Source organism: Phormidesmis priestleyi ULC007 (genome assembly GCF_003003695.1).
GTDB classification, from domain to species: Bacteria; Cyanobacteriota; Cyanobacteriia; order Leptolyngbyales; family Leptolyngbyaceae; genus Phormidesmis_A; species Phormidesmis_A priestleyi_A.
This window is the reverse complement of sequence record NZ_PVWG01000013.1, coordinates 14,157-28,657: the sequence shown is the minus strand read 5'-3', so window position 1 is coordinate 28,657 and position 14,501 is coordinate 14,157. Positions and strand designations below refer to the sequence as shown.

The window sequence follows — 14,501 nt, the reverse complement described above, 5'->3', positions numbered from 1 at the left end:
ACCTCTAGCTACTCTTTGAACTTGTAAATCTCAAAGGGAAGCTGACAGTATTCAATGCGATATCGTTCTAACGTATCGATATCGAGATATTTCATAGGTGCGAAAAACAGCCGTTTCTTGGAGTTAGGTTTCGGCAGTCCTAGCTTTTCTGCTTTACCTAAATCAAGGGCAGTGGAGCGTAAATAATTCAAATCAGGTTGATAAAGTAGATAAACTTCAAAGTCGTTGCTTTCGCCAATAAAATATCGATCAACCTCAACTTTCGTTAGGTCAAACTCATCACCTGTCGCAGTGTAAAAAACATACCGTGCTAAGTCTTCGTAAGCAGGCAAACTATTCCCTTCCAAAATTGCCTGCATCTCGATCGGATCACCCAATTCAAAAAACGAAAAACTGCCGCCCAAACCATCTTTCAGAGTTTTATCTTTTGCATTAGGAACTCCTTGAATTACTCGCCGTACTCGCTCTGCCGTCAGCGAGTCAGCGTAGTTTTCCATTTCAACCAGAATAAACTGACGATTACCCCCGTCCTCCTGATTAAGTGATGAAACAGCATGAGCCGTCGTTCCTGAACCTGCGAAGGAATCTAAAATAATAGAGTCATCTTCAGTTGCAATCTTAAAAATAAGTTTAAGCAGACTCACAGGTTTAGGCGAGTCAAAAGGATTATCTAACTCTTCAAAAAGTTTCTTAATCTCTCTTCGCGCTTTTTGGTTATCTCCAGCAAATTTTCGATCCCACCATGTAGAAGGAACTACACCCTCTCTAACTTCAGATCTAAATCTTTTTAGCCTTGGAATTCCGCCACTCCACCATACTCGGTTTTCTTGTTCATTCTTCAGATGTCTATTTGTGTCAAATCGCCATACATTTGAGCGTGATGGATAAACTTCTTTCCCTATGACGGGATTTAGAATTGGATAATACAAATTAGGGCGTTCATCAACTGACTTGTTACAAGTGTAGTCTACAGATGTCCAAGTCCCCCTTGGATCATTATCAGGGTTAGAATACCGTTCCTCCTGTTCTTGGCTTCTCGGTAATAAATTCCGTTCCCAACCATCAGGATCATTCTTTGTTTCTTTAGCCTTCTTGGCATAAATTAAAACATAATCGTGCATATCAGAAAGATAAGTTGCATCATTCTGAGGTGATTGTTTTTTCTGCCAAATAATAGTTGCTATAAAATTGTTTTCATCAAAAATCTCATCCATCAGCATTCTCAAACGATGAACTTCGTTATTATCAATTGAGATAAAAATTACACCATCATCTCGCAAAAGCTCTCTGAGTAACTTCAGGCGAGGCATCATCATGCAGAGCCATTTTTCATGTCGTGCTAGGTCTTCTTTGTCGATCGGTTGGTTGGCTTTTAGCCACTCCTGCATCATCGGCGAGTTGACATTATCGTTATAGATCCAGCCTTCGTTGCCCGTGTTGTAGGGCGGGTCAATATAAACACACTTCACTTTGCCCGCATAAGTCGGCAACAGGGCTTTAAGAGCGAGCAGGTTGTCACCGTGGATAATCAGGTTATCGTGGAGGCTGATTTTATCCGTCAGGCTGGCAACAGGATTGGGCACCAAATGATGGTACTTGAGGGTGAGGTGGTGATTTTGAACGTAGGACTTGCCTTTGAAGTGGATCGTTGCCATAGCCATAGAGAACGTCTGCAAGACTCTAGGCTACAGGCAAATCTCTTTGTTTGACCGTATCAGGTGGTATTTCTTCAGATGTTTGCAGAGGGGCAATCAGTCTCTCCTTGCCAGAAAATTTGATCTTGTCTACGTTTTCACTACAGGCATCTTTTCACATCGTAACGTTGACGATCGGACAAACTGACAAAACTCCTTAAATCCTTCAAAATCAGGCTGTTAAAATCAATTCACCTGAATCATGCGATCTATGGATATTGCTCAATTTGTGTCCATTTTGGCGACTGCGATCGCGACTTCTACGCCCCTCGTGTTTGCCTGTCTTGGCGAAACCATCACCGAACGCGCTGGGGTAATCAACCTCTCCGCCGAGGGCACAATTTTGCTCGGAGCCATGACGAGCTTTGCGATCGCCAAAACCCTCGAAGGATCGGGAACAGTACCAAGTTTATTAGCCGGATTTGCCGGAGCCGCCTTAGTCGGAGCCGCGATCGCGCTGATCGTCGCGTTAGGAACGTTGACGCTCAAACAATCACAAGTCGCGATCGGGTTTGTGTTGGCGTTATTAGGCGCAAATTTATCGTCGTTTCTGGGCAACTCCTTTGTAAGAATTCCCGGCCCGACAGTGCCCAGTTTTAAGATTCCCGGTTTGCAGAATATTCCCTTTTTAGGAAATCTTTTGTTTCAAAGTGATTTGCTGGTGTATTTCAGCTATGCCGCGATCGCCCTAGTTTGGGTCTACTTTTATCGGACTCGTGCAGGACTGATGTTAAGAGCGATCGGAGAACAACCCAATGCAGCTTTTGCAAGAGGAACCAATGTAGTCAAGATGCGCTACATCTACACGCTGATTGGGGGAGCAATGATGGGAATCGCTGGAGCCGCTTTTTCGCTTGACTTTAAGGCAGGTTGGAGTCACATGCACACGGCTGGCTATGGCTGGATTGCATTAGCGATCGTCATCTTTGGTGGGTGGAATCCGCTTCGAGTCGCGTTAAGTTGTTATTTATTTGGCATCCTGCAATCTTTAGCCAGCGTTGCTCAAAGTACAATTCCTGCTGTTCCTAGTCAAGTGTTTAATGTGGCTCCTTTCATGTTAATGATTCTATTACTCGTGTTGACATCTAGTGAGTGGATAGAACGATTGTTAAAGTTATTACCCTCACCGCTCGATCGCACCGCATCAGAAATGATTCGCAGCACACCACCTGCCGCATTAGGCAAAGTGTTTGAACAAGATTAACGTGACTGGAACTCTTTCAGACGCGACAGCGATCGCACCGCCCACATTTGAAGCTCATCGCCTCATTCTCAAACCCAAATGCCCGCAGCAAAAAGCCCCAACGACACTCGCGCGTTTTAAGATAGTCTCGCATCGGTTGCGTAGAATTAGACGAGTTTGCAGTCTGAGCAGAGTCAGTCGCGTGAATCGTGTAGTGAAACGGGTCAGACCAGGTTAACCGTCCGAGACTTTGCAATAACGAAAGCGCGATCGTACTCTCTTTAAACTGTTTAGCTACTTCATTCACGTTTCCTTGCTGCGGAAGTTTTTTGATAAGTTTCTGGGCTGTTTGCTGTTGCGATCGTGCTTGCGTTTCAAAAAATTTCCAGCGCTGTTGATCGTCCGAATCGAGCCATCCACTCACTAGCATTAGCGCCTTTGCTGGTTTGCCATCTCGTCCCGCGCGTCCAATTTCTTGCACATACTCACTCAGCAGAAACGGTGCATGGAAGTGAACAATCCATCTGACATTCGCCTTGTTTACCCCCATCCCAAAGGCGCACGTACACACCACAAACTGGAGGGCATCGGTTAACCAGGCTTGTTCGATGCGGCGGCGATCGCTGGCTCCCAATCCTGCATGATAAGCCGCCGTTTTATAACCTCGTTGCCTCAGCCATTCTGATAGTTCTTCACTATCTCGCCGCGTTCGCACATAGACTAAACCGGACTGTTTAAGTTGAGATTGAATCAATTTAAGTAATTGATCTCGTCGCCCTCTCGGAGTTTGCACTGTTTGCACCGTGAGGCTGAGATTGCTGCGATAGGGATTGAGTCGAAAAACTTGCGGATCTTGCAATTGCAGAACTCGTTCGATCGTCTGTTGAGTCTGAGGATCGGCAGTCGCGGTAAAGGCAGCGATCGCGATCCGAGTCCCGGCGGGTTTGTGCTGCAATAGCGCCGATCGCACCGCCCCTAATCGATAATAAGCAGGTCGAAAAGTGTCTCCCCACTGAGCTAAACAATGCGCTTCATCTAGAATGATGCCGTTGATTTGCAAGCGCGGATCCCACAGCCGTTGCCAAACCGACGCGCTCAACAGCGTTTCTGGCGAGAGATAAAGCAGCCGAAGTTGTTGAGCCTCGATCGCCCAAAGCACTTGTTTGCGCTGTGGGGCAGATAGTTCGCTGTGCAACAACGCCGCAGGCAACCGACGCTGCCGCAACTCTTGCACCTGATTTTCCATTAAGGCAACCAGCGGCGAAACCACTAGCGTCAATCCGGTTTGCATCAACGCTGGAAGCTGAAAGCAAATCGATTTGCCGCCGCCTGTTGGCATGATAATTAGAGCATCCTTTTGTGACAGCAACGTCTCAACAATTTCACCCTGGGGCGATCGAAAGTCGTCATAGCCCCAAATTTGCTTGAAGCGCGATCGCAGATCGGTCTTAGAACTCGGACGGGGAAGATTCATAAACTTCTGAAAAGCGCTTTCAGTAGAGTGCCCGTTCTCCCTCGTCAACTAGAATCGAAGTGCGGTCGATCGCCAAATATGCGAGACTGCTAGAATCGCATCTCTAACCCTTCGGACATGACGCAATCTGATTCTTCACCCACGCTCAAGCAAATTGCCAGCACCTTTCGACTCACAGGCTGGATCAGTTTTTGGTCGCAGCTTGTTTTGGCGATCGTGTCGAGTGCGATTTTGCTGTTTGCCCCGATCGCAAGTCGAGGGGTTGATTCAGCCAACAATCCGGGGACGAATGTCGGCGTGATTTTAACCGTCTTGGGCATTGCGATGCTGGGCTTTAATATGTATTGGGCACTGTTTCGCTACATTCCGATCGGTCGTCGATTGCAGGGTGCCGCCGCCACTCGTCCTAAAAAAGCAGAAGCGATTCAAGTCTTGAGAATCGGATTAATCGCCAGCCTGGGCGGAATTTTGCTAGCAGTGCTAGGAGCCGAAGCGATTATCGGTTTGCTGTTTGGCAAAGCCCTTAGTCAAGGTGCAGCCGGGTTTATCAACACCGACCAATCAAAGTTTATTAAACCACTTGATATTTTGGTCGTGCAAGCGAGTATCAACGTAATTTTGGCGCATTTTGTGGCGATCGCCACGTCACTTTGGCTGTTAAACAAAATGAGTCGGCAGTAAACAGCTAGTTTTCTAACCAGTCTAAAATCTGATTGAGTTGCTCTAACGAAACTAACCCGTAGTGCCAAAGCACCATCGGCAAAGGCCCATTCTCTTGCTTGGCATAGCGAATTGCCATCGCGATCGCGGATGGGGCAAGACAAAGCTCTTCTTGCAGAAAATGGATTAGGTGGGCGTTTTGGCGGTTAAGCCCTCGCTCACCCTCTTCTAGTTGATATTGCTCAATAATCTCAAACGGCAGCACAGACATTGTAGGAAACCCTGGGTAGTAAGGAGCGATCGGTGAATTTAGGTGTTTATCCTAACATTCAAGTTGTGGATTGAAAAATAAATTCAGTAAATTTTCGGTAGACAATCCAATAAGTATTTTTACCTACTCAGTAAAGCGCTGTAAGGGCATAGCACTGCCGTGCCTGTTAGCGTTGCAAGTCACTGATATTATTTAACGGCAGTTCGATGAGTTCTTTCGCTTCGTTTTGAGCGGCTTCAGCCCCCAAAATGGGGGATTTAGGGGGTAGCCCGGACTTGCAACCGTAGCGAAAAGCCTCATCGAATTCACGTTTATTTAATCTACGATCGCTAATGCTCTGGGTTTGTGGCTCGTTCTTTGGCTAACTTGGCTTTTGCCTGCTGCCAAAACGCTTCTAACTCTTCCAAGCTGTAATCTGAAAGCGGACGATCGACCACCGCTTCGATCTGGGCTAATCGTTGAATAAATCGTTCATTAGTCCCCTGCACGGCTACTGATGGATCAAGATCGTGCCAGCGAGCGAGATTGATCAGGGTGAAGAACAGATCGCCTAATTCTGCCTGCTGTGCAGCTTTACTTTCGTGTGCCAACGCGTGCTGAAATTCTGCCAACTCCTCTTCAAACTTTGCCCAAACATCCTCGATCGTCTCCCATTCAAAGCCTGCGATCGCCGCTTTTTGAGAAATCTTCAGGGCTGCCATCAAAGGAGGCAGCGATCGGGCAGCCCGCTTTAGCTGATAAGTCAGGCGTTGGGTTTCTGAGAAGTCTTGCCCTTTTTCAGCGGCTTTGATTTGCTCCCAGTTGCGGTGAATCTCATCGATATTCTCAACCGCTAAATCAGTAAACACATGAGGATGTCTGCGAATCAGTTTCTCAGTAATTTTCTCAGCGACCCGCGACAGATCAAACTGCCCTTGATCGCTGGCGACTTGAGCTTGCAGCACCACTTGCAGCAGCAAATCTCCCAACTCTTCGGCGATCGCGTCATGATCTCCACTGCGAATCGCATCAACCACTTCGTAGGCTTCTTCAATCACATAAGGAATCAGCGTCTCGCGAGTTTGGGCTAAATCCCACGGGCACCCCCCATCGGGCGATCGCAGCTTGGCGACGACTTCAATCAGATGTTGCAGCGCCGTCAAAATCGCGGTTTGGTTAGGTAGAGCAGTCATGTTAAGCCCTTTGAAAAATCTACTCTGCTAGTATCAATCCTCAGACAACAATTGATCCGAAGCGTCTTGACTATCGCGTCGTTCTTGCAGGCGGGCTTGCCACTCTCGAATCGCGATCGCCGTCCTAACCAGGGGAGAAATAAATTCTCGTGAGTGACTCGGTATTCTGGGTGAGATCGCTGAGGTTGCAGGCGGTTGATTGTTCATACACGGCAGCAAATCATCTAAATGGGGTTCTAACTCTAGCGCTCGCAGCACCGCTTCGGCAGACTGGTAGCGATCGCAGGCAGACACCCTTAACATTTTGCCTAAAACTCGTCCAAAATGATCGCTGACCTGCACCATGTCGCGCCACTTGATATCACCCGTCTTCGGTTCATACTCAAACTCGATCGGCGCTTTTCCAGTTAACAAATAGAGACAGGTGGCACCCACTGCATAGATATCGCTGGCATAGACCGGACGTAACGAAAGCTGCTCTGGTGGGGCAAACCCGATCGTGCCCACAAACTGCGTCGAGGTGCGAATGCTAGAGTGTTCGACCGTGGCAATTCGTTCTTTGACGGCTCCAAAATCGATCAGCACCAGTCGCCCGTCATCTTTGCAGCGTAGAAGATTAGGCGGCTTGATATCGCGATGAATGACTCGATTTTTGTGAACGTAGCGTAACAGAGGCAGAAATTCTTGCAAAAACGCTTTGACCTTCTCTTCAGAAAAGGCACCTGATTGCCTCACTTCTTTATTTAAGGTATTGCCACAAACATATTCCTGGATTAGATAAAATTCACCGTTCGTTTCAAAATAGTTGAGCAGTTGAGGAATTTGAGAATGACTGCCGAGCCGACTCAGGGCTTTTGCTTCTTGCTCAAACCGTTGACGGGCTTTTTGCAGAGCCGCCGCATCTTGAACTTTAGGACACAGTTGCTTGATGACGCAGAGAGGGCTGCTAGGCAACCCGCGATCGCGCGCCAAAAACGTCACCCCAAAGCCGCCGCGACCTAGCAATTTGCGAATTTCGTAGCGATCTGTAAATAGCTGTTTGGAGCCGCAAATTTGCCCCAAGTAGGTTTGATCCAGAATGTCAGAGCGAAAATTAGCGAGATTCTTGGGCAAACAATCCATTGCGGTCAATCAAGCACGAGGAACTCCGGTTGCTCCAGTCTAAGAAGTATTCCGACACTCTGGGGAAATCTTTAGAGTTGGTTTTTTGCCTTTTGCAAATGGTTATAGCAATCCCATTTCAGTTGTCAAGAGTGGAACAGGCTTCTAGCCTGTACAGGCAGGATGCCGATCCCACAAATTATTCGGGATTGCTATGTTTCTGCCAAAAATCTGTAACGTCAACCTCCACCTCAGCCAGCATCCGTCTCAACAGAGGCATGCTCAACCCGATCACGTTGGTATGACAGCCTTCTATCTTCTCGACAAACAAACTACCTCGACCTTCTAGGGCAAAACAGCCCGCACAGACGAGCGGTTCGCCAGTGGCAACATAGGCTTCGATCTGACGATCGCTAACTTCTGCAAAAAAGACTCGCGTCATTTGAGCACGTACCAGCGTTGTAGAAGGAATGAGCATCCCTTGTTCTGAATAGGGAACCAGTAAAGCGTGCCCCGTATAGAGTTCGCCCACCTGACCACGCATTTGTTTCCAGCGCCCGATCGCGTCTGCCGCATCAGCAGGCTTGCCGTAAATCTCGCCTTTGAGAGACAAAACTGAATCGCATCCCAAAATCAGCCCTGGTGTGCGTGAAAACAACCGACCATAGCCCACGAGTTGCAGATTGCCTCGGTGTTCCCAGAGCGATCGCATCGTTGCTAGGGCTTTTTGTTCTGCCAGGACATTTACTAACTCAGCAGGCTCGATTAGTTGAATTTGAGATTCGTCAAAATCGCTGGGATGCACGATCGGGTCAATGCCCGCTTGCTGAAGCAGCCGTTTTCGAGCCGGAGACGCAGAAGCCAGAACAAAAGGAGTCATAGAGTCGAGTTTATCCGTCGATCGAGAAAGACTTCGCAGCAGTTGTCAACAGGTCTTTCATCTTGCCCCACCGCTCTTCTGAGGTGGAGGCGTTAAACGTGTAGAGCTTGCCCCGATAGACGATCGCGCTGGCGATGTTGTGCCGCTCCTGGTTTCCGGGCAGCTTGACTAGATATTCCAGCAGATAATAGGTTTGATCACCCAGTTCGCGCGCTTCGGCGTTGACCAGTTCTGCGGTGCGACCTGAGTTAGGCGGCGCGATCGCGCTTTTGCCCAACTTATAGCCGACCTCGCTTGGCGTTCCTAGATCGCTAAGCGTTTTTTGCCCCTGGGTTGGGTTAATCACCACACTGACGTTTTCAGTCGGCTTGATAATGTCGTGAAAAACCACATCAGGGCCGTTAGCCACCTGCACTTCTGTCCAGCCATTGGGGTAGAGAAACCGATAACCATCGGTGCTATCGGCGTAGCTTTTTAAGCCACCGACCCCCGACACACAGCCCTGCAAACTCAGACTAAAAACCACCAACACTAGTACGACAAATCGTTTGAGCATTTCTCTAATATTCCTATCAATTCGGCTGAGAGCAGAGCAAAGTCTCTAACTTCCCTAGTGAACTCAACTGTTAATTGTCCCATTTCTTTGGATCAGTAAATGTTGGATAGCATTTAGACCTTTAAGATTTCAATAGGTTAAAAAATCGGAGACTCTAAGACTGGGCTGATTTGCTGAAAGTCGGATAGACTGAAATGTTGCTAGTGGTTCTAAGCTAAGGTGGGGAAATTACGCCCTAACCGCCCTGGTATGGAATCTAGTAACTGAGGCACTCTAAGACAGATTATCAGAATCGTTTTAAAACTTCGGTTATTTCTGTTGCTACATTGGCAAAGAGCCAACGATGAATTTTAGGAAAATGCCCACCCGATTCATCAGATCATCGTTAATCGACCACACCCCGCAATTGGAATGAGTGTTTCTGTGAGCGTAATGCAGTTAAATAGCCTACCTGCCCCGACCATCCCCTTGATTTTAGACGGTTTGCCCGATCCTCCCGTTTCTGAAGGCGTTTGCCCACGACGGGCGCGATTGCAAATTGACTTGTTGCTGTTAGCGATCGAAGCCCTCGACTTGGGCGGCTCAGAAGCAATCTTGTCAACTGCCAACGATCTTGACCTGCGGGGAATTATTCAAAATCGGGTGGTTCTCTGGCGCTTACGCAGCACTAATCCGTTTAGGCGCTATAGTCAGCGTCGCCCTCTGACGCTTTTAGAAGCAAAAGCTCTCGTCGTGATTACCTGCTATCTGGCACGTCGCTTGACGGTGCTGGTGCGGCAGTTGCTTTTGGCGTATCAGCAGCTTACCGAAAAGCAGCTATCGACTGAGCATCACTTTCGATTGTCAGAATATTTGGAGCGATTTCGCGCCCATTTTCGCAGCCGGATGAATGCTCGCCGTGCGGGAGTGATGGCTTACAGTTCTGACGAGAAGCTGAACGAACTGGCGCTTGATCTGCTGGCTCAGTTGCTTTTTTGCACCGGAACATCAGGAATGCAGCGATTGTGGATTAGTTTGTTTGATGGAGAAGTGGGATGACCATCCAACGCCAATATAGTTTGCCCAACTGCACCCTGGTTTTAGAGGGGTTAGCAGACCCGATCGCAACCTCCCAAGCTGAGATGCGTCCCGTTATGGCACTGCTGATCAATGCCGAGTGCTACCTAGCAGGGCAAGAAAAGCCCCTCGCTGGCGGACGGGAATTTTTTGAGAGTTTAGTAACCGCCGTCAGTTTGTATGCTCAAGAGTTTTTGAGTGGAATTCATCTGCCGCGCCACACCTACAGCGATAAGCCTTCGTTTGTGAAGTTAGAGCGGCTCGATCGCATTTATCACCGTCTGACGATCGAGCCGAGCGCTGATCACACCACAACAGCCGCTCAGAAAGTTGATCTCAGCACGGTGCAGCTATTTGATTTAGTGGAAGCGATCGATCAGTTTGTTGCCGACACGCAGACTCTGCCCTTTTGGTCATTAAATCTAGCGCCCGTGCCCAAGCGATATGCGTTTGCGCGCGAACCGTTGGCAAAACAGGCAGTTCCGGCGGCGATCGGAGTTTCGGGGTTAGCACTGGCAGCGATCGCCTTTTTTATGCTGCCGATGCCAAAAGTCAATAAACCCGCTTGTCTCGCGGCTGGAGAATGTCCGACTTCGGCTGCGTCTCCTAAACCCACAGGCAGTCCTTCTCTGAGTCCTTCAGTGTCACCGAGTTCGCAGGCATCGGCTTCACCGAGTCCGAGCCAACTGGCTGAACCCGATTTAGCACAACTCGAAAACACGCTGAATACGACTCCCGCGATCACCGACCCGCAAGAACTCGATCGACTCCGGCAACGGCTTTATGACCAAGTGAATGACAAATGGAAGCCGCAAACCAACCCAACTCAAGATCTGGTTTATCGCGTCGGCGTGGGCAAAGATGGCGCGATCGTCGGCTATAAACCCGAAAGTCCGGGGGCGCTCGAAAATGTAAAACAAACGCCTCTACTCAATCTGCTCTACATTCCAGCCGTTGGCAGTACGCCTTCTCAGGAACCGATCGGGCAATTTAAAGTTACTTTTACGTCGCAAGGCAGCCTCGAAGTTAGCCCCTGGGAAACTTCATCTCCGTCACCTAATCCATCAGCGTCAGAGTCTCCTAGCCCCGCAGCGTCGGCAACTCCTAGCCCAACCGCTTCTCTCAGTGGGTCGTCTACCGCTCCCGCAGAGATCACCGAGAAGTCGCAGCTAGAAGCTTTACAGCCAAAGCTTTATGACCAGATTGACCAAAACTGGAAAGGCAGTCCTCCTTTTAATAAGGAATTGATCTTTCGAGTCCGAGTCAAGTCGGACGGCACGATCGCTGACTATGAGCCTGGAAACGCGGCAGCCAGTGAGTTTTCCCAATCGACTCCGCTCTCCCAGCTAGGCAAACCTGCTGACCCGAACGCGACTCCTCAAGAGTCTTTGGCTTCCTTTAAGGTCGTCTTTAAGCCCAGTGGCGTTTTGCAGGTCAATCCGTGGTTTGGGCGGCGTTAGGTAAACTCAGATCTTGCACCCGTCTCAACGAGTTCCCGATCACCCACCTGAATTAAAATTCGGGCTAATCGCTAAAGTCCTCTGAAGAGGACTGAGCAAAGGTTTCAACCCATTTCCATGGGGTTGAGCTATGAGCCGGGAAATTAATTTCCGGCGGTTGTTGCGAGAGGTGCAAGACTTAAGTAAACCCAAAATCTGTGCAGAATCTAAACTGTGGGGGTGACGGGTTACGATCGCGATACCATCAAAAGGCACTGTGTACTCTAGAACACGTTTCTCATGGAGCAACCATCGCTGCCTACCGAGTTGATTTTGAGCAATTCTCGTCAATTTCTAGGAAGTGTTCGTCTTGACTGGGCACCCCAACCCGGCGCTTACCTTGATTTAGAAGGACAGACTTACGCGGTTTTAGAGCGACATCACCGCTATCAGCTAAAAGCAGGACGCTATCACCTCCACAAAATTGCGCTCTATGTGCAGACGGCTCAACGCCCGATCGAACAATCGCTGATCGAGGGTCGTTGGGTTTTGGGCGATGCCACCTGTGGGTTTAATGCGCGATCGCAGCTAATTCGCTGTGCGGTCAACCCACAAGGACTCTGTGCAGGCTGTCGATTTTATGAGAGCGAGGGTCGCGGTCATCTCTCAATTACCTAGCGTTTTACAGTTTGCCCGATCGCCTGAAGCGCTTCGTCGCACCAAGCTACCCACTCTTCCTGATAGCGAATGCCGCGACGAATTACTAAATGCATATAGAGATCCTTTAAGTCTAGCGAATCGAGATGCTGAGAGAAATGCTCATCTAATTTCTTGACGTGTTGCACCATTTCAACGTGTAATTGTCGCCGCCGTTCAATTTCGCGGATCACTACCTGAGAGGAAACGAGATGGCCCGCCAACCCCATCACGCCCAAATCTTCACGAATAGCGGCGGGTTCGCAGGGTTGAGTTAACCAATCGAGTAGTTCCTGCTGTCCCTGATCCGTGATGGAATAGATTTTTTTATCGAGTCGTCCCGGTTGCGGAATTGCCTCGTAAGTGACGCTGCCCTGCTGCTCTAGCTTTGTCAGTTCGGCATAAACTTGCTGCTGACTTGCTTTCCAAAAGCAACTGCCAAACCCTTCAGCAAACTCTTTGGCAACGTCATAGCCGCTCAAAGGCTGACGAGACAGGAATGCCAGGATGGTGTGCTTGAGTGCCATAACCAAAAACTCTACTTGACGAATTCAATACGTTGACTATACATTGATTATTGTATTCAAGTTTTTGAATACAATAATTAGAGTAGATAAGGTCAACCTTTGAGGAAAAATTCAATGTCAGAAGAAACAGTGGATAATCCCGGAGTCATTGCATTTCCGCCTGCGCTTTTTGCCGGGACACTCGCGATCGGACTATTACTTCATTTTATTTTTCCGGCTACCTTCCTGCCGCAATGGATCGCGATCGCATCAGGCGTGGTTTTACTTGTCGGCGCGGCTTTGATCGCAATTTCGGCTTTTCGCGCGATGCGCCGCGCACAGACAGCAGTTGATCCTTCTTGTCCAACGACAGCGATCGTTTCCGACGGAGCGTTCAGTTTTAGTCGCAACCCGATTTACTTATCTTTAACGATGCTTTACGTCGGTATTGCGCTACTTTTTAACGCATTTTGGGCGTTGTTGCTTCTGTTGCCGCTCATAGTTGTTGTGCAAAACGGCGTGATCAAGCGCGAAGAGCATTATCTAGAGCAAAAATTCGGTGATGAATATCTTCGCTATAAAGCGAGTGTGCGGCGTTGGGTGTGACCAAGGGGGCAAAACATGGATCATATGGATTGGGGAGCTAAATGGCGATCACCTCGCTTAGTGGCGATGTTTGGGATCGGTTTTCTCCTGCTAGCTGGCAGTATTGCTTACCGAACCTGGTTGAGTCGTCCAATTCAGCCGTCAATCGTGGTGGCTGCTGCGCCCAAGGTTGAAACAGTATCTGCACTGGGACGATTGGAGCCAGAGGGTGAAGTCATTCAAGTGTTTGCGCCTACCTCCTCAGAGGGGGCGCGAGTGGAAACTCTCAAAGTGAGCCACGGTCAACGGATTCGCCAAGGAGATGTGATTGCAGTTCTAGATACTTATGCGCGTCGGCGGGCAGCTTTGCAAGAAGCACAAGAGCAGTTGAGGGTTGCCCAAGCCCGGTTAGGGCAGGTGGAAGCGGGCGCGAAGTCGGGAGAAATTCGAGCGCAGGCACAAGTAGTTGATCGCCAACAGGTGGAATTACAAACTGAAACCGTTGCCCAGGAAGCCACGATCGCCCGTCTGCAAGCAGAACTTCGCAATGCAGAACTCGAAGATCGGCGCTATCAGGCGCTTTATACCGAAGGTGCCATCTCTGCTTCTTTGCGCGATGGGAAGCAATTGACTGCTGATACGGTGCGGCAACAGCTAAACGAGGCGCGGGCTAATCTGAGCCGAATTCAGCTATCTCGACAGAAGCAGGTCGCTGAAGCGCAAGCCACGCTCGATCAAATTGCAGAAGTGCGCCCGGTCGATGTGAAGGTGGTGCGATCGCAGGTGGCTCAAGCACAGGCGAGTGTAGCGCGGGCACAGGCAGAATTGGACTTGGCAACGGTGCGATCGCCCCAAAATGGACAAGTTCTCAAAATCCACACTCGTCCTGGAGAGTTGGTTGGGACTCAAGGCATCATTAGCCTGGGGCAAACTCAGAGAATGGTGGCAGTAGCAGAAGTTTACGAATTGGATATCAGCCGCATTCGAGTCGGGCAGACTGCAACTGTGATTAGCAAGAACAATGCCTTTCCAGACGTGCTACGCGGCAAGGTTGTCGAAGTCGGACTAGAGATTAACAAACAAGATGTTCTCAACACCGATCCGGCAGCTCAGTTTGATGCGCGAGTGGTGGAAGTGAAAGTGCTATTGGATGAGCCGTTTAGTCGTAGAGTTTCGGGTTTAACAAATTTGAGTATTCAAGTATCACTCGATGTCAAATCTTGAGGAA

At 49.0% G+C, this 14,501-nt stretch carries 15 protein-coding genes; 7 read left to right on the top strand and 8 right to left on the bottom strand.

Annotated elements, in window-relative coordinates:
* Positions 1–8: 8 nt before the first annotated feature.
* Positions 9–1,661, bottom strand: a complete 1,653-nt coding sequence (locus C7B65_RS13100) for a site-specific DNA-methyltransferase (RefSeq protein ID WP_219898529.1) — start codon at positions 1,659–1,661, stop codon at positions 9–11.
* A gap of 244 nt (positions 1,662–1,905) precedes the next feature.
* On the opposite strand from C7B65_RS13100, the gene C7B65_RS13095 reads away from it, so the two are divergent.
* Entirely contained in the window at positions 1,906–2,898 is a 993-nt protein-coding gene (locus tag C7B65_RS13095; protein ID WP_073072149.1) for an ABC transporter permease, read from the top strand.
* A 16-nt stretch (positions 2,899–2,914) separates the two neighbouring features.
* On the opposite strand, the gene C7B65_RS13090 is transcribed toward C7B65_RS13095, so the two are convergent.
* Positions 2,915–4,351 carry a RecQ family ATP-dependent DNA helicase gene (locus C7B65_RS13090; RefSeq protein ID WP_073072147.1) on the bottom strand — a complete coding sequence of 479 codons (1,437 nt, stop codon included), beginning with the start codon at positions 4,349–4,351 and terminating at the stop codon, positions 2,915–2,917.
* A gap of 117 nt (positions 4,352–4,468) precedes the next feature.
* On the opposite strand from C7B65_RS13090, the gene C7B65_RS13085 reads away from it, so the two are divergent.
* Positions 4,469–5,032, top strand: coding sequence for a DUF3611 family protein (locus C7B65_RS13085; protein ID WP_073072146.1), 564 nt, complete (start codon positions 4,469–4,471; stop codon positions 5,030–5,032).
* 4 nt (positions 5,033–5,036) lie between these two features.
* Here C7B65_RS13085 and C7B65_RS13080 read toward each other — a convergent pair whose 3' ends face one another.
* From C7B65_RS13080 to psbP, 5 genes are all read right to left on the bottom strand, one after another.
* Entirely contained in the window at positions 5,037–5,282 is a 246-nt protein-coding gene (locus C7B65_RS13080) for a DUF2949 domain-containing protein (RefSeq protein WP_073072144.1), read from the bottom strand.
* A gap of 329 nt (positions 5,283–5,611) precedes the next feature.
* Positions 5,612–6,454: a nucleoside triphosphate pyrophosphohydrolase gene (mazG, locus tag C7B65_RS13075; protein WP_073072143.1), complete on the bottom strand. Its 843-nt coding sequence runs from the start codon at positions 6,452–6,454 to the stop codon at positions 5,612–5,614.
* Between the two features lie 33 nt (positions 6,455–6,487).
* Positions 6,488–7,576, bottom strand: a complete 1,089-nt coding sequence (locus C7B65_RS13070) for a serine/threonine-protein kinase (protein ID WP_073072141.1) — start codon at positions 7,574–7,576, stop codon at positions 6,488–6,490.
* 178 nt (positions 7,577–7,754) lie between these two features.
* The gene (locus C7B65_RS13065; RefSeq protein ID WP_073072139.1) at positions 7,755–8,435 is read right to left on the bottom strand and encodes a nucleoside triphosphate pyrophosphatase; all 681 of its coding nucleotides are present in this window, start codon (positions 8,433–8,435) and stop codon (positions 7,755–7,757) included.
* A 10-nt stretch (positions 8,436–8,445) separates the two neighbouring features.
* Positions 8,446–8,991, bottom strand: coding sequence for a photosystem II reaction center PsbP (gene psbP / locus C7B65_RS13060; RefSeq protein WP_073072137.1), 546 nt, complete (start codon positions 8,989–8,991; stop codon positions 8,446–8,448).
* Positions 8,992–9,402: 411 nt separating this feature from the next.
* Here psbP and C7B65_RS13055 point away from each other — a divergent pair, with 411 nt between their 5' ends.
* The 3 genes from C7B65_RS13055 (at position 9,403) to C7B65_RS13045 (ending at position 12,164) form a co-directional block, all read left to right on the top strand.
* On the top strand, positions 9,403–10,029 hold the full coding sequence (locus C7B65_RS13055; RefSeq protein WP_073072136.1) for a DUF3038 domain-containing protein: 627 nt from the start codon (positions 9,403–9,405) through the stop codon (positions 10,027–10,029).
* Positions 10,026–11,507 (top strand): DUF4335 domain-containing protein, encoded by a 1,482-nt coding sequence (locus C7B65_RS13050; protein WP_073072134.1) that lies wholly within the window; start codon positions 10,026–10,028, stop codon positions 11,505–11,507. The genes C7B65_RS13055 and C7B65_RS13050 overlap by 4 nt, the downstream gene beginning before the upstream one ends.
* 279 nt (positions 11,508–11,786) lie before the next feature.
* Positions 11,787–12,164 carry a DUF6464 family protein gene (locus C7B65_RS13045; RefSeq protein WP_073072131.1) on the top strand — a complete coding sequence of 126 codons (378 nt, stop codon included), beginning with the start codon at positions 11,787–11,789 and terminating at the stop codon, positions 12,162–12,164.
* Here the strand turns inward: C7B65_RS13045 and C7B65_RS13040 are convergent.
* Positions 12,161–12,709, bottom strand: coding sequence for a PadR family transcriptional regulator (locus C7B65_RS13040; protein ID WP_073072130.1), 549 nt, complete (start codon positions 12,707–12,709; stop codon positions 12,161–12,163). The two genes, C7B65_RS13045 and C7B65_RS13040, sit on opposite strands and share 4 nt — an antisense overlap.
* A 114-nt stretch (positions 12,710–12,823) precedes the next feature.
* Here C7B65_RS13040 and C7B65_RS13035 point away from each other — a divergent pair, with 114 nt between their 5' ends.
* Together C7B65_RS13035 and C7B65_RS13030 are read left to right on the top strand one after the other, a co-directional pair.
* Positions 12,824–13,294, top strand: a complete 471-nt coding sequence (locus C7B65_RS13035) for a methyltransferase family protein (RefSeq protein WP_073072128.1) — start codon at positions 12,824–12,826, stop codon at positions 13,292–13,294.
* Between the two features lie 15 nt (positions 13,295–13,309).
* The gene (locus C7B65_RS13030; protein WP_073072126.1) at positions 13,310–14,497 is read left to right on the top strand and encodes an ABC exporter membrane fusion protein; all 1,188 of its coding nucleotides are present in this window, start codon (positions 13,310–13,312) and stop codon (positions 14,495–14,497) included.
* Positions 14,498–14,501 lie beyond the last annotated feature (4 nt).